Here is a 22071-nt window from a genome sequence, read left to right on the forward strand (position 1 = left end):
AGGAGGGCAGGGCGGCAAGCGAATTGGGATTCGGCCGGATAACTAGGCGGGGAGACGCAGACAGTGCTGTGGCACGGCAAGGCGACCCAACGACGTTAGCCGGGCGAAGCCCAATTCGCGTCAGGCGTTCTTGGCGAACTCGGTGTAGTCGGTCTCGCTCAAGAGGGCGTCGAGTTGGCCGGCATCGCTGAGCTTGACCTTGAAGAACCAGCCGGCGTTCAGTGGATCGGAATTGGCCAGCGAGGGGTCGGAGCGCAGGGCTTCGTTGACCTCGACGATCTCGCCCGAGACGGGCATGTACACATCGGCGGCGGCCTTCACAGACTCGACCACGCCGGCGACTTCGCCTTGGGCAAAGGTCTTGCCGACTTCGGGCAGGTCCACGAAGACCACGTCACCCAGCGCGTCCTGGGCGTGCACGGTGATGCCCACGACAGCTGCAGCGGCGTCGGCGGCGTTGATCCATTCGTGGTCTTTGGAGAATTTGACGGTCATGGGGAAAGCTCCTGTGGCTCTTGAAAATGAAGGAATCTGCAATGTAGCGGGCCCAGCCCGCTGGCGGCGTGAAATCAGCCGCGGAAATAGTTGGCGGGCACGAACGGCATGGCACGCACCTCCATGGGCACGGCCTTGCCGCGCACGATGGCGTTCACGCGGGTGCCGATGGCGGCAAACGCGGGCGTGACATAGCCCATGGCCACGGGTTCGTTCACCGTGGGGCCGAGCAGGCCACTGGTGACCTCGCCGATGGCCTGGCCGTCGGTGCTCTGCAGGGGCGTGTGCTCGCGCACGGGCACGCGCTCCAGCGCCACCAGGCCCACGCGCTTGCGCGGCAGGCTGGCGGGGTTGTCGATCTGCGCCAGCACCTTGTCGGCGCCGGGGAAGCCGCCTGCGCGCGCGCCGCCGGTGCGGCGCACCTTCTGGATCGCCCAGTTCAGGGCCGCCTCGGGCGGGGTGGTGGTGGTGTCGATGTCGTTGCCGTACAGGCACAGGCCGGCCTCCAGGCGCAGCGAGTTGCGCGCGCCCAGGCCAATGGGCTTGACTTCGGGCTGGGCGAGCAGGGCGCGGGCAAGGGTGTCGGCTTGGGCCGCAGGCACCGAGATCTCGAAACCGTCCTCGCCCGTATAACCGCTGCGCGTCACGAAGCAGTCGCACCCGGCGATGGTGTAGCCGCCGCCGGTCATGAACACCAGTTTTTCGATGCCCGGTGCCAGGCGGGCCAGGGCGGTCACGGCCTGCGGGCCCTGCAGCGCCAGCAGGGCATGGTCGGGCATGGGCACCACGTCACAGCGCTGGCCGATGCGCGCCTGGATATGCGCGATGTCCTCCACCTTGCAAGCACCGTTGACGATCACGAACAGCGTGTCGTTGCCCTGGTTGAAGAACATCAGGTCGTCGATGATGGTGCCTTCATCCGTCAGCAGCAGGCCGTAGCGCTGCTTGCCCACGGGCAGGTCGACCACATCCACGGGCACCAGGGTCTCGAAGGCGGCGGCGGCGTCGGGCCCTACCAGGCGCAACTGGCCCATGTGCGACACGTCGAACAGACCGGCCGCTGTGCGGGTATGAACATGCTCGGCCATCAGGCCGGCGGGGTACTGCACGGGCATGGAGTAGCCGGCGAACGGCACCATGCGTGCGCTCAGCTCCAGGTGCAGGGCGTTCAGGGGCGTGGTGAGCAGGGGGGCGGCAGGGGCAGACATGGGGCGGACTCCGGGCAAATGAAAGCCGCAATCCAGGCATGGATTGCGGGATTTGCCCTGCTGTCCGCTTTACCTGAGAGATTCACCGCACCGCCCTGGCTGGCGGCTGCGGCTTGCTCCTTCGGTGGATGGCCTGCGCTGTGCACTGTCGTGTTGCGCGGCCACCTCTCTCCAGCAAGGGAACGCCTGCATCCCTGCAGGCGGTTGCCAGTCCTTTTGCCTGAGCGTTCGGGGTGTCCCTGCGCCTTCGGCGGCCCCCTCGAAGGGGGGCTCTCTCCTGACGGTCTGAATTCTACCTACTTTGAATACACCAGATCGCGCAAGGTGAGCGAAATGCCCGGAATGTAGGTGATGAACATCAGGCACACCAGGATCACGCACACAAAGGGCAGCAGGTGCCCGATGATCCGGTCCAGTGATATGCGGGCCACCGTGCAGGCCGCAAACAGGTTCACGCCAAAGGGCGGCGTGATCATGCCCAGCGCCAGGTTCACCACCATGATCAGCCCGAAGTGCACGGGGTCGATGCCGAAGTGCATGGCCACAGGCGCCAGGATGGGGGCCAGCACGATGATGGCGGCGCTGGTCTCGATGAACATGCCGATCACGAACAGGGCAGCGTTCACGCCCAGCAGGAAGAGGGTGGGCGACTGCAGCACCGACTCCAGCCAGCGGCCAATCGCGTCGGGCACGCCCGCGCGGGTAATCAGGAAGGCGAACAGCCCCGCATTGGCGATGATGAACATGATCACCGCCGAGGAGATGGCCGATTTGCGCAGGATGGCGAACAGGTTCTGGATCTTGATCTCGCGGTAGATCACCACGCCCACGATGAGGGCGTAGAACACCGCCACGGCCGATGCCTCGGTGGGGGTGAACACGCCGCCGTAGATGCCGCCCAGGATGATCACCGGCATCAGCAGCGCCCAGCCGGCCTGCCAGGTGGCCTTGCCGAAGGGCATGCGGCCTTCGCCGTCGGTCTTGCCCCAGCCCTTCCACTTGCAATACGCCCAGACAAAGAGCATCAGCGCAAAGCTGATCAGCAGCCCAGGGCCAAAGCCGGCGATGAACAGCTCGCCAATCGACACCTCGGCGCTCACGCCATACAGGATCAGTGGAATGGACGGCGGGATGATCACGCCCAGTTCGGCACTGGTGGCCTGCAGCGCCGCGGCGTAGCTCGTGGGGTAGCCGTGCTTGATGAGCGCAGGGATCAGGATGGCGCCGATGGCAAAGGTGGTGGCCACCGACGAGCCCGACACGGCGGCAAAGATCATGCAGGTGAGCACGCAGGTCATGGGCAGGCCACCCTGTACGCCGCCCACGATGCTCTTGGCAAACTCGACCAGGCGGCGTGAGATGCCGCCGGTTTCCATCAGGTTGCCCGCCAGGATGAAGAAGGGGATGGCGGCCAGCGGAAACTTGTTGATCGAGGCGAACATCTCCTTGACGGAGATGAGCATGTTCGCGTTGGACGCCTGAATGCCCAGGATGGACGCCAGGCCGATGGACACCGCCACCGAGATGGTCAGTGCAAAGCACAGCACCATCGTAGAAATCATGACCAGGCTCATTGGGCCGTCTCCAGTTCCATACGCAGGGGATCGATCAGGTTGCCGACAATGCCGACCACGCAGAACAGGCCACCGACAGGCATGGCCAGGTAGGCCCAGAACATGGACACCGATTCAAGGCCGGCCATGCTTTGCACGCTGCCGCGCACGGAGTAGTCCCAGCCCCACCAGATGATCACGCCGATCAGCGCGAGGGCGGCGAGAGACACCACCCAGTCGAGCACGCGGCGCATCTTCGGCGGGCTCCAGCGGTACAGCACGTCCACACTCACCATCGCCCCCTGGCGGAAAGCCGCGGGGATGGCCAGGAACACCATCCAGATCAGGCTGAAGCGGATCAGCACCTCGGTCCATTCGGCGGGTTGTTCCAGCACGAACCGGGTCACGATCTGGAACATGCCGAGCGCCGAGGCCAGCGCCAGCATGGCGCACGCGGCCAGCATGGCGAAGGAGGTCGTCCAGCGCTCAAAGGTCAGGAAAGCATTTTTCATGGGGCAGGGCCAGCCACGGGAGAAGGGGGTAGAAAAGGCAAGAACCAAACGCCCGGTAGCAAGGGCGCTACGGGCGTTTGGTTCCGGGGTGCGCAGCGCGCAGGATTACTTCACGTCGCGGATCTTGTCGAGCGTGGCCTTGCCGAACTGCTTTTCGAACTCGGCATTCACCGGGGCCAGGGCAGCGACGAACTTGGCCTTGTCCACGTTGTCGATCACTGTCATGCCCTTGGCGCGCAGGTCGGCCACGCCCTTGGCATCGTCTTCATCGACGCGGGCGCGGTTGGCCTTGGTGCCTTCCTTGGCGGCATCCAGGAAGGCCTGCTTGTCGGCAGCGCTGAGCTTGTCGAACGAGGCCTTGTTCATCACGAAGATGCACGGCGAGTAGACGTGTCCCGTCAGCGTCAGGTGCTTTTGCACCTGGTCGAACTTGGCCGAGATGATCACCGGCAGCGGGTTCTCCTGCCCGTCCACGGTACCCTGCTGCAGGGCCGTGAAGACTTCCGGGAAGGCCATGGGCGTGGTGACGATGCCAAAGCCCTTGTAGGCGGCAATGTGCACGGGGTTCTCCATGGTGCGCATCTTCAGGCCCTTCAGGTCGCCCGGCTCCTTCACGTCGCGCTTGCTGTTGGTCATGTGGCGAAAGCCGTTCTCTGCCCAGGCCAGGGCCTTGAAGCCCTTGCTGTCGAACTTGGTCAGCATCTCCTGGCCGATGGGGCCGTCCAGTACGGCGCGGGCATGGGCCTTGTCGCGGAACAGAAAGGGCACGTCCAGGATCTTGGTGTCTGGCACGAAATTCGGGATGGGGCCGGTGGAGCTGAAGGCCAGCTCCTGCGTGCCCAGTTGCACGGCTTCGATGGACTCGCGCTCCCCGCCCAGTGCGCCGTTGTAGAAGGTCTGTACCTTGTAGCGGCCGCCGGTGCGCTTTTCGACTTCCTTGGCAAACGTGTCGATGGCCACGCCCTGGTGGGAGTTCTGGGCCGTGGAAATGCTGATGCGCATGGTGGTCTGCGCAGCGGCGGTGGCCACAAAACCGAGCGCGAGGCTCAGGCCGACGACGAGTCTGGTCAATTGCATGGTGTCTCCTGTTGATTTTTGGGCGGGCTGCCGGGGTGTCATGTCCCCTCGCAAGCAATGGAGCATCCACTCCACGCCTGCGCCAAATTATGGCGGTGCAGCATGGCTGGGGGCATCGGGGTTTGTGCTGGTAAGTGTGCGTACGAACAGACCATGCCCGCGCTTGGTCGCCAGGGCGACAGGGTGTGACAAGGGTGCGCAAAAGGGGAGGGGTGCAGGGGATACGGGGCTGCTTGCGCCCCTGCTTGCCAAGTGCCCCGGTCTGGCGGTAACCAGTCCGGGGCCCTGTCAGTTTGTGCGCTCCGGTAAGAGCGCCTTGATGTCCAAAGTATGCGCTGCGGGGCGCAGCAGTTCTTTCTGAATTTTGCAGCGAATCGATGGATTGCAGAAAATTTTGCTGCAAACAGCGTATTTCATGAATAATAGAGGGTATGGATCGCCTCGATAGAAAAATTCTCGCTGTGCTGCAGGGTGATGCGCGCGCCAGCCTGCAGGAAATCGGACAGGCCGTGGGCCTGAGCCCCTCGCCGTGCTGGGGCCGCATCAAGAAGATGGAGGAGGCTGGTGTCATCCAGGGCTATACCGTGCGGCTCAATCCGCAGGCCCTGGGCCTGTCCGATACGGTGCTGGTGCAGGTCACCCTCGACAGCCATTCGGACAACACGCTCGAAAAATTCGGCGAAACGCTGGCCAGCATCCCAGAGGTGATCGAGGCACACCTGGTCTCGGGCGACTACGACTACCTGCTGCGCGTGGTGGTCAAGGACACGCGCGACTACGAGCGTCTGCTGCGCGAGAAGCTCTACAAGATCAAGGGCATACGCCACAGCCGTTCGAGCTTCGTGCTGCGCACGCTCAAGAAGGCCGACCTGCCGTTGTTCGCTGAATAGGGCCGGCTGCGTCGCTGGCACGTTCGGTGCTCCGCAGCTCGCTGGCAGGCGCACAATCCTGGCGCCGCCGCCCCACGGAAAAACCATGAACCTGCGTTTCGTCGAAGCCTTTTACTGGGTAGCCTCCCTGCGCAGCGTGACGCGCGCGGCCGAAAAGCTGTTCCTCACGCAGTCGGCCATGTCCAGCCGTGTGGCCGCGCTGGAGGAGGAGCTCGGTGTGCTGCTGCTCGACCGCAGCGACAAACGCTTCAAGCTCACGGTGGCGGGCACGCGCTTTCTGACCTACGCCAAGCGCATGCTCGAGCTGCAGCGCCAGCTCAAGGCCGAGATGGGCTCGGGCGGGCCCATGGAGGTCTCGATCCGCCTGGGGGCTATCGAATCCGTGCTGCACTCCTGGCTGATCCCGTGGATCGAGCAACTGCGCAAGGACAACCCGCTGCTGGAGCTTGAACTCACGGTGGAGACCACCCCCGTGCTGCTCGACCAGATCCGCCGCGGTGCGCTGGACACGGTGTTCGCGGCGCTGCCCGCGTCGGCCGAGGGCATACGCACGCAGGCGCTCACGCCCATGGAAATGGTCTTCGTGGGCAACAGCACGCTGCACCGCAAGCGGCGCTATGCGCTGGCGGACTTCGCCGAGACGGACATCCTGACCTTCCAGCGCGGCTCGCAGCCACACGTGACCCTGCTCGACGTGCTGCGCCAGGCGCAGGTGGAGCCGCGCTGCGTGCACACCATCTCCTCCATCTCGGCCATGGTGCAGCTGGTGCAGGGCGGCTTTGGCGTGGCCACGCTGCCGCGCCAGGCCGTGCAGCGGCTGCTGGCCTTTCCCGACCTGCGCCCGCTGGCCTGCGAGGCTGAGCTGCGGCCGCTGCCCATCCACCTGAGCTACCGCGAAGACCCGTCCTCGCCCGCTGTGGACGGTGTCGTGCGCTCGGCGCTGGCCTTCGTCGAGCTGCAGGCCGAGCGCACCAAGGGCCGCGCCAAAAGCTGAAATCTGGCTGACGGAGTTTGCCGGGCGCTGCGCCTTTGCAGGCCTGTTGGGCTGCTGAGTGGCTGCTGCGTGGCAGTTGGCCCCCATTTGCGGGCGTCAGACAGGCCCCGGGCAGCCGCCGCGGTCCGGCCATGCCTGTTGTTGGTGCAGCGCGGCCACCGCAAGCAAGCCTGCGTACCTGTGCCAGTGAGGCGCTAAAGCGCATCCGCCCGCCAGTCGCTATGCCCCTCCATTCCCGCTGAGGAGCGCTGTTTGCAGCGTGCTGTCCCGCTTGCCGCCGAGACCGAACGGTCGGCCTTCTCAATCCCTAGGGTTTCCACTTAGCACCAAGTTGGGTGAAGTGTGCTCCAGCGTAGTGCATCGAAAAAATCGATGAACTGAGAGAAATTTTTTGAATTTGCCAGTGGCAGTGGACCGCCAACACAATCCACCCATCGTCACGCATCTGACATTTCGCAACGCAAGGAAGCCACGGTGGACTCAGCACACAACAACACTCCCGAGGTCTTTGGTTCAGCAGGCAGCAGCAGCGCCGCGCACGTACGCAGCGTGATCCGCCAGGGCCTGTGGACCTCGCACACCAGCGGCCTGGCCGATGGCCATGTGCAGGGCAATCTGGTCATCCTGCCCGAGGTGCAGGCCGGCGACTTCCTGCGCTTTTGCCAGCGCAACCCCAAGCCCTGCCCGGTGTTGGCGGTGAGCGAGCCCGGCCAGTTCTCGCTGCCATCGCTGGGCGATGGCATCGACATCCGCAGTGACGTGCCGCTGTACCGCGTCTGGCGCCACGGCGAACTGGCCGAGGAGGTGACGGACATTGCTGCGTTCTGGCGCCCTGACCTCGTCACCTTCATCCTCGGCTGCTCGTTCTCGTTCGAGTCGGCACTGATCGAGGCCGGCATCCGCCTGCGCCACATCGATGAAGGCAAGAACGTCGCCATGTTCCGCACCAATGTGCAGACCGAGACCGCAGGCCCCTTTGGCGGGCCGATGGTGGTGACCATGCGCCCCATGCTGGCGGCCGACGTGATCCGTGCGGTGCAGGTGACCTCGCGCTTTCCCAATGTGCACGGCGCGCCCGTGCACATCGGCGATCCGTCCCTTATCGGCATTGCCGATCTGTCGAAGCCCGATTACGGCGATGCCGTGGCGCTGATGCCCGGCGAGATCCCCGTCTTCTGGGCCTGCGGTGTGACGCCCCAGTCCGCCATCCTGCACGCCCAGCCGGCGTTCTGCATCACGCATGCCCCGGGTTGCATGCTGATTTCCGACCTCTTGAACCACCAACTCGCCAGCTTTTAACAACCTCAAGGAGCCTCCACCATGAAACGCATCGCCATCGCCCTCGCCGCCATCACCGTCTGCGCTGCAGGCGCCCATGCGCAAGTCAAATGGGACCTGCCCACAGGCTACAGCGCCAACACCTTCCAGACGGTCAACGTCCAGCAGTTTGCCAAGGAGGTCGATGAGCTGACCGGTGGCAAGCTGAAGATCACGCTGCACCCCGGCGGATCGCTCTACAAGGCCAACGAGCTCAAGCGCGCCGTGCAAACCGGGCAGGTGCCTTCAGCGGAGTTCATCCTCTCGGGTGCGGCCAACGAAAACCCCTTGTACGGGGTGGACTCGATCCCCTTCCTCACCAAGTCGTACGCTGAGTCCCTGAAGCTGTACCAGGTGGCCAAGCCCGCGCAGGAAAAGCTGCTGGCTTCGCAGGGCATGAAGCTGCTTTTCAGCGTGCCATGGCCTGGGCAGTCGCTGTACTCCACCAAGCCGGTGCAGAGCCCTGCCGATCTGGCTGGTACGAAGATGCGTTCCTTCAGCCCGGCAACGACGCGCATCGCGCAATTGCTCAAGGCCCAGCCGGTCACCATCCAGCTGACGGAGCTGGGCCAGGCGCTCGCCACCAACACCGTGAACAACTTTCTGACCTCCACCGCCAGCGGGGTCGAGAGCAAGCTGTATGAGCAGGTCAAGTACTTCTACCCCGTGGCCGCATGGCAGCCGCGCAATGCCACGGTGGTCAACCAGAAGGCCTTTGACAGCCTTGACAAGGCCACCCAGGACGCCGTGCTCAAGGCTGCTGCTGCGGCAGAAAAGCGCGGCTGGGAAGCCAGCGAGCGCCTGGACAAGGAGTTCCTCAAGGAACTGGGCGCCAAGGGCATGACGATTGCCGAGCCATCGGAGGCACTCAAGAAGGAGTTCGCATCGATCGGGAACACGATGACTGAGGAATGGATCAAGTCCGCCGGGCCTGAAGGCAAGGCCATCATCGACGCCTACCGCAAGTAAGGCGCACTCGCGCAACCGTTCGCGAGGCCTCTCGCGGGCGGCTACCAGGGTGGCGTCCACTGCGGCCCGGCCACCCTGTCATCCCCCTCCTTTTTTGTCAGCGACCTCCGGGAGATCGCCATGGACCAGCTCGTCCGAAATTTTTACCGCTTGCTTACCGGTCTTTCCTGCGTATCGATGGTGGCTGCGTTCCTCATCGTGATGCTGGGCGTCCTTTCCCGCCAGGTGTCGTTCATCGAGATCCAGGGGCTGGACGCCTACGCGGGCTACGCGATTGCCGCAGCCTTGTTCTTCGCACTGCCCGGTACCTTGCAAAACGGTGACCACATCCGTGTCACCTTGCTGCTCGACCGCCTGCCAGCGCGCTGGCGTTCGGCCTTTGAATGGTTCTGCCTGCTTGCCGCGCTGGTGCTTACCGCCTACGTGGCCTGGTATGCAGCCCGTTCTGTCTGGATTTCCTATGACACGCACGACATTTCACCGGCGGCAGATGCCTCGCCCCTGTGGATTCCGCAGATCAGCATGGCCGTTGGCAGCATCGGGTTTGCGGTCGCATTTGCCCACGCGCTCATCCTGCGAGCCCGCGGCCAGACCCTCATTGCCGTGGCCGAAGCCGCACGGTCCGAATAACCGAGCAAGGTAGAAAAAATCATGGACCTCATCATTGCTTTCGGACTGATCGTGGTGCTGTTCGCAGTACTTGGCTCTGGCCTGTGGATCGGGCTGTCGCTGCTGGCGGTGGCGCTCATCGGCATGGAACTCTTTACCAACCGCCCCGTGGGCGACAGCATGATGCTGACCATCTGGGGGTCCACTTCCAGCTGGACGCTTACTGCGCTGCCGCTGTTTCTCTGGATGGGCGAAATCCTGTTTCGCAGCAAGCTGTCCAGCGACATGTTCAAGGGGCTTGCTCCCTGGCTGGAGCGCTTGCCGGGCCGGCTGCTGCACGTGAACGTGGTGGGCTGCACCATCTTCGCCGCCATCTCCGGGTCGTCCGCAGCCACTTGCGCCACCATCGGCAAGATGACCCTGCCCGAGCTCAAGAAGCGGGGCTACCCGGAGGACCTTTCCGTGGGTACCCTGGCCGGGGCTGGCACCCTGGGCCTGCTGATTCCGCCCTCGATCATCATGATCGTATACGGTGTGGCGGCCAACGTGTCCATCTCCAAGCTGTTCCTTGCAGGCGTGATCCCAGGCCTGCTGCTGGCTGCCCTGTTCATGGGCTACATCATTGTCTGGGGCCTGCTGAACAAGGACAAGGTGCCGGCGCCCGACACAAAGATGAGCTTCCTTCAGATGGTGTACGCCTCGCGCCACTTGATCCCCGTGGTCTCCCTGATCATCGTGGTGCTGGGGGCTATCTACAGCGGCATCGCCACCGCGACCGAAGCTGCCGCACTGGGTGTTGCCGGTGCGCTGATCCTGGCCAAGATCGAGGGCTCGCTGAACTGGACGCTGTTCAAGGAGGGCTTGGTGGCCGCCTGCCGCGTGTACTGCATGATCGGCTTGATCCTGGCCGGCGCCGCGTTCCTCACGCTGGCGATGGGCTTCATCGGCCTGCCTCGGCACCTGGCGGAGTTCATCGGCTCGCTGCACCTGGCGCCGTTCTCCCTGATGCTGCTGCTCATCGTGTTCTTCATCGCCCTGGGCTGCTTCCTGGATGGCATCTCGATGGTGGTGCTGACCATCGCCGTGCTGCTGCCCACGGTGGAGGCTGCGGGCTTCGATCTGATCTGGTTCGGCATCTTCATCGTGCTGGTGGTGGAAATGGCGCAAATCACGCCACCGGTGGGCTTCAACCTGTTCGTCATACAGGGGCTCACGCGGCGGGAAATCATGTGGATCGCCCGCACGGCCTTGCCGCTGTTCATGCTGATGATCGCGGCGGTCATCGCCACGTATTTCGTGCCTGACATCGTCCTTTGGCTGCCCAACCGAATGCAGGGTTGAAGCGCACGAGCCTGCAACGCCTGTCGTCCATTTCTCTTGCTGGAGCAGATCATGATCAGAGCTTTCTTGCTGGCCGCGCTCGCCGTGGCCCCGATGGTGCACGCCCAGGCACAGTGGAAACTGGCCACCGGCTACCGCGCCGAGTCGTTCCACACGCGCAACGTGGTGCAGTTTGCGCAGGACGTGGAGCGTGCCTCTGCGGGCGCCCTGCGCATCGAGGTGCACGCCAACAACGCCCTGTTCAAGCTCGGCGACATTCCGCAGGCGGTGCAGGAGGGAAAGGCCCAGGCCGGCGAGACCATCATGACCAGCCTGGTGCGCGACATGCCGATCGCCGGTGCCGACGCGATTCCCTTCGTGGTGCGCAGCTACGCGGACGCACGGCGCATGTGGGACCTGCAGCGCCCGCTGATCGAAGGGCACTTCGCGCGCAAGGGGCTCAAGGCCCTGTATGCCGTGCCCTGGCCGCCGCAGGGACTGTTCTCGATTGCGCCCGTGCGCTCGTCGGTCGATTTCAAGGGCACACGCATGCGCACCTACAACCCGGCCACCGTGCGCATTGCCGAGATGCTGGGCGCCACCACGGTGGACGTGCCCATGGTCGAGGTCAACAAGGCCCTGTCTGCGGGCCAGCTCGACTCCATGATCACCTCGGCCCTCACGGGGGTCGAGAACCAGGTCTGGGGCCAGATCCGGCACTACTACGGCATCAATGCCTGGTTCCCCAAGAACATCGTGTTCGTGAACCTGCAGGCTTTCGAGGCGCTGCCGCCTGCGGTGCGCCAGGCGGTGACGACGGCCGCCAGCGAGGCCGAGGCGCGCGGCTGGGCCATGAGCCAGGCCGTGGCCGACGAGTCGGTGGGCGAGCTGCAGCGCAAGGGCATCAAAGTGGACCGCGCCTCCGCCGAGCTCGACACCGAACTCAAGCGCCTGGGCGAGCGCTTCTCACGCGAGTGGGTGCGCTCCGTTGGCGGCGAGGCCAACCAGATCTTCATCCCGTACTACACGCAGCGCTGAGCTTTCCCAACCCCATTCCAGGAGAAGCACCATGCACACCCCCACCGACACCATCGAGATGTACCTGCGCGCCAAGGACGGCAACCGCCCGCACCTGATCGCCCAGGCCTTTGCCGGCGGCGCGCTGCTGCAGATGGAGATGCGCCAGGGCGGCATGGTCTTCCCGCCCTCGGCCCAGGGGCGCGAGGCGATTGCCGAGACCCTGGTGCGCAATTTCAACCGCAGCTTCGAGAACGTCTACACCTTCTGCCTGGCCGGTCCACCTCGTCCGGACTGTGCCGACTTCCATTGCGACTGGCTCGTGCTGATGACCGAGAAGGACAGCCGCGCCGTGCGCGTGGGCTGCGGCCAGTACCACTGGCGCTTTGCGCCCGGCAACCGGCTGGCGCAGGAGCTGCGCATCGTGATCGAGGCCATGCACACCCTTCCTCCTGCCGACATCCTGCCCGTGATGGCCTGGGCCACGGCGCTCGGCGGGCCCTGGTGCCCTCTGGATCAGGCCCTGACCAGCGCGCCACCCATTCTCGCCGTGCGCCAGCTCATGCAGCGGCTGGCATCGGCCAGCGCGGCCACCGCCTGATCCAGCCACAACCCCATTTTTCTTCCATCGAAAACACCATGACCACCATGACACCCCAAGTACAGATTCCCCGCTGGCAGTTCTGGATCGACCGGGGCGGCACCTTCACCGACATCGTCGGCAAGCGCCCCGACGGCACGCTGGTCACGCACAAGCTGCTGTCCGAGAACCCCGAGCAGTACAAGGATGCGGCCGTGGCCGGTATCCGCCACCTGCTGGGCCTGGCATCCGGTGAAGCCGTGACGCCGGCCCTTGTCGAATGCGTGAAGATGGGCACCACGGTGGCCACCAATGCGCTGCTCGAACGCAAGGGCGAGCCCACGCTGCTGGTCACCACGCGCGGCTTTCGCGATGCGCTGCGCATTGCCTACCAGAACCGCCCGCGCCTGTTCGACCGCCACATCGTGTTGCCCGAACTGCTCTACACCGAAGTGATCGAGGCCCGCGAGCGCATGGGCGCGCACGGTGCCGTGTTGCAACGGCTCGATGAAGCCACCCTGCGCGGCGACCTGCTGGCGGCCTATGGCCGGGGCCTGCGCAGCGTGGCCATCGTCTTCATGCATGGTTATCGCTACACGGAGCACGAGCAGGCGGCCCAGCGCATTGCCAGGGAGGTGGGCTTCACGCAGATCAGCACCTCGCATGAGACCAGCCCCATGATGAAGTTCGTGAGCCGGGGCGACACCACGGTGGTGGACGCCTACCTCTCGCCCATCCTGCGCCGGTATGTGGAGCAGGTGGCCAGCGAGATGCCCGGGGTCAAGCTGTTCTTCATGCAGTCCTCGGGCGGCTTGACGGACGCCAACACCTTTCAGGGCAAGGACGCCATCCTGTCCGGCCCGGCCGGCGGCATCGTCGGCATGGCGCGCACGGCCGGCCTGGCCGGGCAGGAGCGGGTGATCGGCTTCGACATGGGCGGCACCTCCACCGACGTGAGCCACTACGCCGGTGCATTCGAGCGCGAGTTCGAGACCCATGTGGCTGGCGTGCGCATGCGCGCCCCGATGATGAGCATCCACACCGTGGCCGCTGGTGGCGGCTCGGTGCTGAGCTACGACGGTGCGCGCTTTCGCGTGGGGCCGGAGAGCGCTGGCGCCAACCCCGGCCCGGTGAGCTACCGCCGCGGCGGCCCGCTGGCCGTGACCGACGCCAACGTGATGGTCGGCAAGGTGCAGCCGGGCTACTTCCCCAGCGTGTTCGGCCCTGCGGCCAACGAGACGCTGGACGCGCAGGCCGTGCGCGCCCGCTTCGCGGAGCTGGCGGTGCAGACCCAGCGCCAGCCCGAGGAGGTGGCCGAGGGCTTCATCCAGATCGCCGTGCAGCAGATGGCCAATGCGATCAAGAAGATCTCGGTGGCGCGCGGCTACGACGTGACGCGCTACACCCTGCAGTGCTTTGGCGGGGCCGGTGGCCAGCATGCCTGCCTGGTGGCCGATGCCCTGGGCATGACACGCGTGTTCGTGCACCCGCTGGCGGGCGTGCTCAGTGCCTACGGCATGGGCCTGGCCGACCAGACCGTGATCCGCGAGCAGGCGGTGGAGTTGCCCCTGGCCGAGGCCTCGCTGCCGCTGATCGCCGAGCGACTCGACGCGCTGGGCTCAGCCGCCCAGGCCGAGCTGGAACGCCAGCAGGTCAGCAACCACCCGGTGCAGGTGCGCTACAACGTGCACGTGCGCTACGAAGGCACCGACTCGGCCCTGGTGGTGCCGTTTGGCGACATGGCGGCCGTGCAGGCAGCCTTCGAGGCCGCCTACCGCCAGCGCTTCGCCTTTCTGATGGTGGGCAAGTCGCTCGTTGTGGAGGCCGTGTCGGTCGAGGCCGTGATCGCCGGCGACGCCCCGGACGAACCGCGCCTGCCCCTGCACGCAGAGCGCCTGCATCCGCGGCGCGAGACGGTGCGCATGTACTCCGGCAGCCAGTGGCATGACGCCGCCCTGGTGGTGCGCGAGGACCTGCAGCCCGGCGACGTGATACCCGGCCCGGCCATCATCGCCGAGAAGAACACCACCACCGTGGTCGAACCCGGCTGGCTGGCCCGCCTCACGGACCTGGACCACCTGGTGCTTGACCGTGTCACGGCGCGCAGCGTGCAGTACGCGGCCGGCACCACGGTGGACCCGGTGCTGCTGGAGGTGTTCAACAACCTGTTCATGAACATCGCCGAGCAGATGGGCCTGCAGCTGCAGAACACCGCCTACTCGGTCAACATCAAGGAGCGCCTGGACTTCAGCTGCGCGCTGTTCGACGCCACCGGCAACCTGATCGCCAATGCCCCGCACATGCCGGTGCACCTCGGGTCCATGGGCGAGAGCATCAAGACCGTGATCCGCGAGAACACCGGCAGCATGCAGCCGGGCGACGTGTACATGCTCAACGACCCCTACCACGGCGGCACCCACCTGCCGGACGTCACCGTCATCACGCCGGTGTACGTGGCGGGCGGCAATGAGCCGACCTTCTACGTGGGCTCGCGCGGCCACCATGCGGACATCGGCGGCACCACGCCGGGGTCGATGCCCCCGTTCTCCACGCGCATCGAGGAAGAGGGCGTGCAGATCAACAACGTCAAGCTGGTGGACCGCGGTGTGCTGCAGGAGGAGTCCGTGCGCCACCTGCTGGCCACCGGCGGCGGCACCACGCCCTACCCGAGCCGCAACCCGCACCAGAACCTGGCCGACCTGCGCGCGCAGATCGCCGCCAATGAAAAGGGCGTGCAGGAGCTGGGCAAGATGGTGGACCAGTTCGGCCTGGACGTCGTGCAGGCCTACATGCGCCACGTGCAGGACAACGCCGAGGAATCGGTGCGCCGCGTGATCACGCACCTCAAGGACGGCCAGTTCACCCTGCCGCTGGACAATGGCGCGCAGATCAGCGTCTCGGTCAAGGTCAACGTGGCCGAGCGCAGCGCGGTGATCGATTTTGCCGGCACCAGCGCTCAGCAGGTCAACAACTTCAATGCCCCGCGTGCGGTGTGCATGGCGGCGGTGCTGTACGTCTTTCGCACCCTGGTGGACGACGACATCCCGCTCAATGCCGGGTGCCTCAAGCCCCTGCAGGTCATCATCCCGCAGGGCTCCATGCTCAACCCCAACCCGCCGGCCTCGGTGGTGGCGGGCAATGTGGAGACCTCCACCTGCATCACCAATGCGCTGTTCGGTGCGCTAGGCGTCATGGCCGGCAGCCAGCCAACGATGAACAACTTCACCTTCGGCAATGCGCGGTACCAGTATTACGAGACCATCGCGGGCGGCAGTGGTGCGGGCGTGGTGCTCGATGGGCAGGGCCAAGTGGTGCGCGGCTTCGACGGCACGAGCGTGGTGCAGACGCACATGACCAACTCGCGCCTGACCGACCCCGAGATCCTGGAGTTCCGGTTCCCTGTGGTGCTCGATAGCTACGAGATTCGCGAGGGCTCGGGCGGCAGCGGCCGCTGGGCCGGGGGCAATGGCGGCGTGCGCCGCGTGCGCTTTCTGGAGCAGATGACGGCGAGCATCTTGTCCAACGGGCGCGTCAAGCCCGCCTTCGGCATGGCCGGCGGGCAGGCCGGGCGCACCGGGCTCAACCGGGTGCTGCGTGCCAACGGCCAGGTGGAAGACCTTGCGCACATCGGCGCGGCGCTCATGGAGCCGGGCGACGTGTTCGAGATTTCCACGCCCGGCGGCGGGGGCTTCGGCGAATGCGTGGCTGCAGGCTGAGCCACACCTGACGTTTGCGGTGCAACCCCTGCGTTTTGGCACAGGGCTTGCATCGCAAGGGTATGCCGCCCCCTCGTGTGACGGGGCGGATGACACGCAACACCACGGAGAAAGCCATGAACTACCTTCCCGCCACGGCCGGTGCCAACCGCACCCCTGCCGTCACGGCCTTTCCTGCTGATGCACCCATGGCGGCGCCCCGCCCGTCGTCGTCGCCGTCCCCGCGCGGCAATCGCACCCTGACCGTGGGCCAGAAACTGGCAGCAGCCTTTGGCCTGCTGGGCGTGGCGGTGGCGCTGCTGGGCTCCACCACCTGGCTCACCGGCCAGGGCACGACGCGCCAGGCCACGCTGCTCACGGCGGAGCAACTGCCCATCGAGCGCTCGGTGCGCGAGTGGAAGACCCAGTCGGTGCACATCGGCCAGATCGCCCTGCGAGCCACCAGCTCGACCGACGTGTTCCCGCTGGTGGCCGAGATGCGCACCCAGCTGGCGGCCGAGGAGGGCATGCGCAACCGCATCGACACTGCGCTGGCCGCCTCGGCTGCGGCCGCGAGCACCGTGCCCGTGTGGAAGCAGACCCAGGCGCAGCGCCAGCAGTACGCGGCCCTGCGCGACACCCTGGTGCAGAACGCGCTCGAATCCAAGGTCATCAGCCAGAAGGAGCTGCAGGAGCATGCCGCAGCGCTGGCCCAGTACCTGAAAACCATCGACCAGCTGCTGGCCGAATCCGAAAAGTCCTCGGTGGCAGCGGCCGATGCGATGATTGCCGATGCCTCGCGTGCCCAGTGGGTCAGCGCGCTCGCCGTGGCCTTCGTGGTGGGGCTGTCGGCGCTGTTCGGCTGGCTGCTGCGCCGCTCCATCGTGCTGCCGCTGCGCCAGGCGTCGGACGCGGCGGCCCTGGTGGCGCAGGGCGACCTCACGGTGCGCATGTCCACGGACCGCACCGACGAGATCGGCGAGCTGCTCACCGCGCTCAACAGCATGGTGGAATCGCTGCACTATGTGGTGACCGAGGTGCGCGATTCGGGTGAGTCCATCCACGTCGCCAGCTCCGAAGTGGCCGCCGGCAATACCGACCTGAGCGCACGCACCGAGCACACGGCCAGCAGCCTGCAGCAGACAGCTGCCAGCATTGCCCAACTGGCGCAGACCGTGGCCGCCAATGCCGACAGCACCCGCCAGGCCAACACCCTTGCCCACAGTGCCGCCCAGGTGGCGAAGAAGGGAGGCGAGGTGGTCGGCCAGGTGGTCAAGACCATGGACGAGATCAACGCCAGCAGCAAGAAGATCGCCGACATCGTGGGCATCATCGACGGCATCTCCTTTCAGACCAACATCCTGGCACTCAATGCCGCAGTGGAAGCCGCCCGTGCGGGTGAGCAGGGCCGGGGCTTTGCCGTGGTGGCCAGCGAGGTGCGCAACCTGGCGGGCCGCAGCGCCAACGCCGCCAAGGAGATCAAGGCCCTGATCGCCACCAGTGTCCACAAGGTGAGTGACGGTGCGCGCCTGGTGGTTACTGCCGGCTCTACCATGCAGGACATAGTCACCAGCGTGCAGCAGGTCACCGCGCTGATGTCCGAGATCAACGCCGCCAGCAGCGAGCAGAGCAGCCAGATCGGCCAGGTGAGCCAGGCCGTGGACCAGCTCGACCACATGACCCAGCAGAACGCCGCGCTGGTGGAAGAGGGCGCCGCTGCCGCCCAGAGCCTCAAGGACCAGGCCAACCGCCTGGCGGGGGCCATGGGGCAGTTTCAGTTGTCAGCCGCCTAGCCAGAGCTGCACAGGCGATAAGTAAAAAGGGCCTGCGTTGCAGGCCCTTTGTTGTCGTCACATGCCCGAGTAGTTTGGGCCGCCGCCGCCCTCAGGCGTCACCCAGACGATGTTCTGCGTGGGGTCCTTGATGTCGCAGGTCTTGCAGTGCACGCAGTTCTGCGCGTTGATCTGCAGGCGCTGGGCGTCGCCGCCCTTGGCGACATCGGGCACGAACTCGTAGACACCAGCCGGGCAGTAGCGCGCCTCGGGCCCGGCGTACTTGGCCAGGTTGATGTTCACCGGCACGCTGGCGTCCTTGAGCGTCAGGTGGGCCGGCTGGTTCTCGGCGTGGTTGGTGTTGCTGATGAACACGCTGGAGAGCCGGTCGAAAGTCAGCTTGCCATCGGGCTTGGGGTAGATGATGGGCTTGCACTCGGACGCGGGCTTCAGGTGCACGTGGTCTGGCTTGTCGCGGTGCAGCGTCCAGGGGATGTTGCCCTTGAGCACGAACTGCTCCAGGCCGTTCATGATGGTGGCGGTGACCAGGCCCTTCTTGAACCAGTTCTTGAAGTTGCGGTCCTTGTTGAGCTCGGTGTGCAGCCAGCTCTTCTCGAAGGCCTCGGGGTAGGCGCTCAGCTCATCGTGCTGGCGCCCGGCCACCACGGCATCGTAGGCGGCCTCGGCGGCCAGCATGCCGGACTTGATGGCGGCGTGGCTGCCCTTGATGCGGCCTACATTGAGATAGCCCGCATCGCAGCCGATCAGCGCGCCGCCGGGGAAGATGGTCTTGGGCAGGCTCAGCAGGCCGCCGGCCGTGATGGCGCGCGCGCCGTAGCTGATGCGCTTGGCCGGCTTGATGCCCTTGGACTCGTCGCCCTCCAGGTACCAGCGGATGTTGGCATGCGTCTTCCAGCGCTGGAATTCCTCGAACGGGCTGAGGTAGGGGTTGGAATAGCCCAGGCCGGTGATGAAGCCCAGCGTGACCTTGTTGTCGTCCAGGTGGTACAGGAAGGCGCCACCGTAGGTGTCGTTCTCCATGGGCCAGCCGGCGGTGTGCATGACGAAGCCGGGCTGGTGGCGCTGCGGATCGATCTCCCACAGCTCCTTGATGCCGATTGCGTAGCTTTGCGGATCACTGTGGGCGTCGAGCTTGAAGCGCGAGATCAGCTGCTTGCCCAGGTGGCCGCGCGAGCCCTCGGCGAAGATGGTGTATTTGGCATGGAGTTCCATGCCGAGCTGGAAGTCGGCCGTGGGCTCGCCTTCCTTGCCGATGCCCATGTTGCCGGTGGCCACGCCCTTGACGGAGCCGTTCTCGTTGTAGAGCACTTCGGCGGCCGGAAAGCCCGGGAAGATCTCCACGCCCAGGGCCTCGGCCTGCTCGCCCATCCACTTGACCACATTGCCCAGGCGCACCACGTAGTTGCCGTGGTTCTGGAAGTTGTGCGGCAAAAATACATTGGGTACGCGAAAGGCCGATTTTTCGCCCAGGAACATCATCGCGTCGTCGGTCACGGGCTGGTTCAGGGGCGCGCCCTTGGCCTTCCAGTCGGGGATCAGCTCGGTCAGGGCCTTGGGGTCCATGATGGCGCCCGAGAGGATGTGCGCGCCGGGTTCGGAGCCTTTTTCGAGCACCACCACAGAGATGTCCTTGCCATTGATGGCTGCCATCTGCTTGAGCCGGATGGCGGTGGCCATGCCGCCGGGGCCGCCGCCCACGACGACCACGTCGTATTCCATTGCTTCACGGGGACCATACTGGGCGAGGATTTCTTCGTTCGTCATGGGTTTCTCGTCGGGCGTTTGATATCGTGTGGATTGTCTTCGGACAGGACCCTGGTTCCTGTCTGCCTGGAGACTGATTGTATTCATGGATTTCGGACAAACGAACGACCGTTCTTTTTTCTGCAGTGGAGGCTCTCTAAATGGCATACAGCATCGATCTATCCGGCCGCGTGGCGTTCATCACCGGAGCGTCCAGCGGGCTCGGCGCCCAGTTCGCGCGGACTCTCGCGCGCGCAGGAGCCGGGGTGGTGTTGGCCAGCCGCCGCGTCGAAAAGCTCAAAGAGCTGCGTGCCCGCATCGAGGGGGAGGGCGGTGACGCCCATGTGATCGAACTGGACGTGACCGACCACATGTCGATCAAGGCGGCGGTGGCCCATGCCGAGACCGAGATGGGCTCCATCGACATCCTGGTGAACAACTCGGGCGTGAGCACCACGCAGCGCCTGCAGGATGTGACGCCCCAGGACTACGACTTCATCTTCGACACCAACGTCAAGGGCGCCTTCTTCGTCGCACAGGAGGTGGGCAAGCGCATGCTGGCGCGCTCGCGCGGGGCCGCGCCGGGCAGCTTCACGGGCGGTCGCATCATCAACATCGCCTCGATGGCGGGCTTGAAGGTGCTGCCGCAGATCGGCGCCTACTGCATGAGCAAGGCCGCCGTGGTGCAGATGACGAAGGCCATGGCCATGGAGTGGGGCCGGTTCGGCATCAACACCAATGCCATCTGCCCGGGCTACATCGACACCGAGATCAACCACCGCCACTGGCAGACCGAGCAGGGCCAGAAACTCATCGACATGCTGCCGCGCAAGCGCGTGGGCAGCCCCGAGGACCTCGATGCGCTGATCATCATGCTGGCCAGCGACCAGAGCCACTTCATCAACGGCGCCGTGATTGCGGCAGACGATGGCTTTGCGGTGTAGCCCGCGCCGCTTGTCCCGATGCTGACCGGAATCCTGGCCGGGCTCGCCGCAGGCGCGCTCTGGGGGCTGGTGTTCGTGGCGCCCTACATGGCGGGCACGTTTGCCTCGGTGGACCTGACGGCGGGCCGCTTCGTGGCCTACGGTGCGGTGGCTGCGGGCATGCTGCTGTGGGGCCTCCGGGGCAACCCGCGCTGGCCTACCTGGGCCCAGGCCTGGGCGGCGCTGTGGCTGTCCGTGCTGGGCTTCACGGGCTACTACCTGCTGCTGGTCTGGGCCATCCGCGATGCGGGGGCCGAGATGCCGGCGCTGATCATCGGCACCATTCCGGTCTGGGTCATGCTGCTGGGCAAGCCCCAGGGCCTGCGCTGGGCCGCACTGGTGCCCGGGCTGGCGCTCACCGTGACCGGCCTCGCGCTGATGGCCGGGGTTCCGCACGGCGATGCAGCGGCATCCGGCGCCGGCAGCTACTGGCGCGGCATCGCCATCGCGCTGGTGGCGCTGGTGTTCTGGACGGCGTTCGCCATCCTCAATTCCGCATGGCTCAAGCGCCACCCCGAGGTGCGTGCCACCGACTGGGCCAACTGGCTGGGCGTGGCCACGGGCCTGGGCGGCCTGTTGCTGTGGCTGGCAGGGGGCTCCAGCCTGCCCGCCCTGGCAGCGCAGCCAGGGTTCGGGGTCTTCGTGGCTGTGTGCCTGGCGCTCGGTTTTGGTTCGAGCTGGCTGGCCACCATCTTGTGGAACATCGCCAGCCAGCGCCTGTCCGCCAGCCTGTGCGGGCAGCTCATCGTGAGCGAGACCCTGTTCGCTCTCGTATATTCGTTCGCGTGGGATGGGCGCTGGCCGTCGCTGGCGCAGTGGGCAGCCGTGGTGCTGTTCACTCTGGGCATCCTCGCTTCCATCAAGGCACACCGATGAAGATTGAAATCCCCGACGAGAAGAAACTGGTGCATGAAATGCGCTTTCCCGTGCGCTGGGGCGACATGGACGCCATGGGCCACGTGAACAACACCGTGTATTTTCGCTACCTGGAAACAGCGCGGATCGACTGGCTGGTGTCGGTGGGCTGCAACCCCGACCCCACAGGGCAGGGGCCGGTCATCGTCAACGCCTTTTGCAACTTCTACCAGCAGCTCGAGTACCCGGCCGACGTGCTGCTCAAGCTCTACGTGAGCGACCCGGGCCGCACCACCTTCGAGACCTGGGGCACCATGGAGCGGGTGGACCGGCCGGGCGTGATTTATGCCGCTGGCGGTGCCACCACGATCTGGGTCGATTTCCCGCAGAAGAGGGCCGTGGCCCTGCCGGACTGGATGCTGGCCATCGTTCAGGACTGATTTTGCGGCGCTTGACACCTC

The 22071-nt window shown here is 65.6% G+C and carries 19 protein-coding genes and 2 riboswitches; of the genes, 13 read left to right on the forward strand and 6 right to left on the reverse strand.

From position 1 onward, the window contains the following. Positions 1–120: 120 nt before the first annotated feature. The 5 genes from gcvH to QYL93_RS13025 form a co-directional block, all read right to left on the reverse strand. Positions 121–495 (reverse strand): glycine cleavage system protein GcvH, encoded by a 375-nt coding sequence (gene gcvH / locus QYL93_RS13005; RefSeq protein ID WP_305744013.1) that lies wholly within the window; start codon positions 493–495, stop codon positions 121–123. Between the two features lie 74 nt (positions 496–569). Continuing rightward, a complete protein-coding gene (gene gcvT, locus QYL93_RS13010) occupies positions 570–1703 on the reverse strand; it encodes a glycine cleavage system aminomethyltransferase GcvT (RefSeq protein WP_305744014.1) in 1134 nt (377 codons plus the stop codon). Positions 1704–1753: 50 nt separating this feature from the next. After that, positions 1754–1888, reverse strand: a riboswitch (glycine riboswitch). Positions 1889–1901: 13 nt separating this feature from the next. Next, positions 1902–1993: riboswitch (glycine riboswitch) on the reverse strand. Positions 1994–1999: 6 nt separating this feature from the next. Then, positions 2000–3277, reverse strand: coding sequence for a TRAP transporter large permease (locus QYL93_RS13015; protein WP_305744015.1), 1278 nt, complete (start codon positions 3275–3277; stop codon positions 2000–2002). Beyond that, complete coding sequence (locus tag QYL93_RS13020) at positions 3274–3768, reverse strand: TRAP transporter small permease (RefSeq protein ID WP_305744016.1); 495 nt, start codon at positions 3766–3768, stop codon at positions 3274–3276. The genes QYL93_RS13015 and QYL93_RS13020 overlap by 4 nt, the downstream gene beginning before the upstream one ends. A gap of 105 nt (positions 3769–3873) precedes the next feature. Beyond that, positions 3874–4845, reverse strand: coding sequence for a TRAP transporter substrate-binding protein (locus tag QYL93_RS13025; RefSeq protein ID WP_305744017.1), 972 nt, complete (start codon positions 4843–4845; stop codon positions 3874–3876). A 431-nt stretch (positions 4846–5276) separates the two neighbouring features. Between QYL93_RS13025 and QYL93_RS13030 the strand changes: the two genes are divergently transcribed. From QYL93_RS13030 to QYL93_RS13075, 10 genes are all read left to right on the forward strand, one after another. Next, on the forward strand, positions 5277–5735 hold the full coding sequence (locus tag QYL93_RS13030) for an Lrp/AsnC family transcriptional regulator (RefSeq protein ID WP_007860247.1): 459 nt from the start codon (positions 5277–5279) through the stop codon (positions 5733–5735). 85 nt (positions 5736–5820) lie between these two features. Beyond that, positions 5821–6729, forward strand: a complete 909-nt coding sequence (locus QYL93_RS13035) for a LysR family transcriptional regulator (RefSeq protein ID WP_057206101.1) — start codon at positions 5821–5823, stop codon at positions 6727–6729. A 474-nt stretch (positions 6730–7203) separates the two neighbouring features. After that, positions 7204–8028 (forward strand): putative hydro-lyase, encoded by an 825-nt coding sequence (locus QYL93_RS13040; protein ID WP_305744018.1) that lies wholly within the window; start codon positions 7204–7206, stop codon positions 8026–8028. A 21-nt stretch (positions 8029–8049) separates the two neighbouring features. Next, the gene (locus tag QYL93_RS13045) at positions 8050–9015 is read left to right on the forward strand and encodes a TRAP transporter substrate-binding protein (protein WP_305744019.1); all 966 of its coding nucleotides are present in this window, start codon (positions 8050–8052) and stop codon (positions 9013–9015) included. 120 nt (positions 9016–9135) lie between these two features. Then, on the forward strand, positions 9136–9645 hold the full coding sequence (locus QYL93_RS13050) for a TRAP transporter small permease (protein ID WP_305744020.1): 510 nt from the start codon (positions 9136–9138) through the stop codon (positions 9643–9645). A gap of 18 nt (positions 9646–9663) precedes the next feature. After that, positions 9664–10965: a TRAP transporter large permease gene (locus QYL93_RS13055; protein WP_370876970.1), complete on the forward strand. Its 1302-nt coding sequence runs from the start codon at positions 9664–9666 to the stop codon at positions 10963–10965. A 51-nt stretch (positions 10966–11016) separates the two neighbouring features. Further along, a complete protein-coding gene (locus tag QYL93_RS13060; RefSeq protein WP_305744022.1) occupies positions 11017–11982 on the forward strand; it encodes a TRAP transporter substrate-binding protein in 966 nt (321 codons plus the stop codon). 31 nt (positions 11983–12013) lie between these two features. After that, positions 12014–12562, forward strand: a complete 549-nt coding sequence (locus QYL93_RS13065; RefSeq protein ID WP_305744023.1) for a hypothetical protein — start codon at positions 12014–12016, stop codon at positions 12560–12562. A 38-nt stretch (positions 12563–12600) separates the two neighbouring features. Beyond that, positions 12601–16257 carry a hydantoinase B/oxoprolinase family protein gene (locus QYL93_RS13070; RefSeq protein ID WP_305744024.1) on the forward strand — a complete coding sequence of 1219 codons (3657 nt, stop codon included), beginning with the start codon at positions 12601–12603 and terminating at the stop codon, positions 16255–16257. 116 nt (positions 16258–16373) lie between these two features. Then, positions 16374–18029: a methyl-accepting chemotaxis protein gene (locus tag QYL93_RS13075; RefSeq protein WP_305744025.1), complete on the forward strand. Its 1656-nt coding sequence runs from the start codon at positions 16374–16376 to the stop codon at positions 18027–18029. A 57-nt stretch (positions 18030–18086) separates the two neighbouring features. On the opposite strand, the gene QYL93_RS13080 is transcribed toward QYL93_RS13075, so the two are convergent. Further along, positions 18087–19793, reverse strand: a complete 1707-nt coding sequence (locus QYL93_RS13080; RefSeq protein ID WP_305744026.1) for an electron transfer flavoprotein-ubiquinone oxidoreductase — start codon at positions 19791–19793, stop codon at positions 18087–18089. Between the two features lie 140 nt (positions 19794–19933). Between QYL93_RS13080 and QYL93_RS13085 the strand changes: the two genes are divergently transcribed. Genes QYL93_RS13085 through QYL93_RS13095 form a run of 3 tightly spaced genes read left to right on the forward strand, consistent with a single transcriptional unit; the run spans position 19934 to position 22050 of the window. Further along, the gene (locus tag QYL93_RS13085) at positions 19934–20716 is read left to right on the forward strand and encodes an SDR family oxidoreductase (protein WP_305744027.1); all 783 of its coding nucleotides are present in this window, start codon (positions 19934–19936) and stop codon (positions 20714–20716) included. A gap of 18 nt (positions 20717–20734) precedes the next feature. After that, positions 20735–21631, forward strand: a complete 897-nt coding sequence (locus QYL93_RS13090; RefSeq protein WP_305744028.1) for a DMT family transporter — start codon at positions 20735–20737, stop codon at positions 21629–21631. Further along, a complete protein-coding gene (locus tag QYL93_RS13095; RefSeq protein WP_305744029.1) occupies positions 21628–22050 on the forward strand; it encodes a thioesterase family protein in 423 nt (140 codons plus the stop codon). The genes QYL93_RS13090 and QYL93_RS13095 overlap by 4 nt, the downstream gene beginning before the upstream one ends. Positions 22051–22071 lie beyond the last annotated feature (21 nt).

The organism is Acidovorax sp. A1169 (assembly GCF_030704685.1).
Lineage (GTDB): Bacteria > Pseudomonadota > Gammaproteobacteria > Burkholderiales > Burkholderiaceae_C > Acidovorax.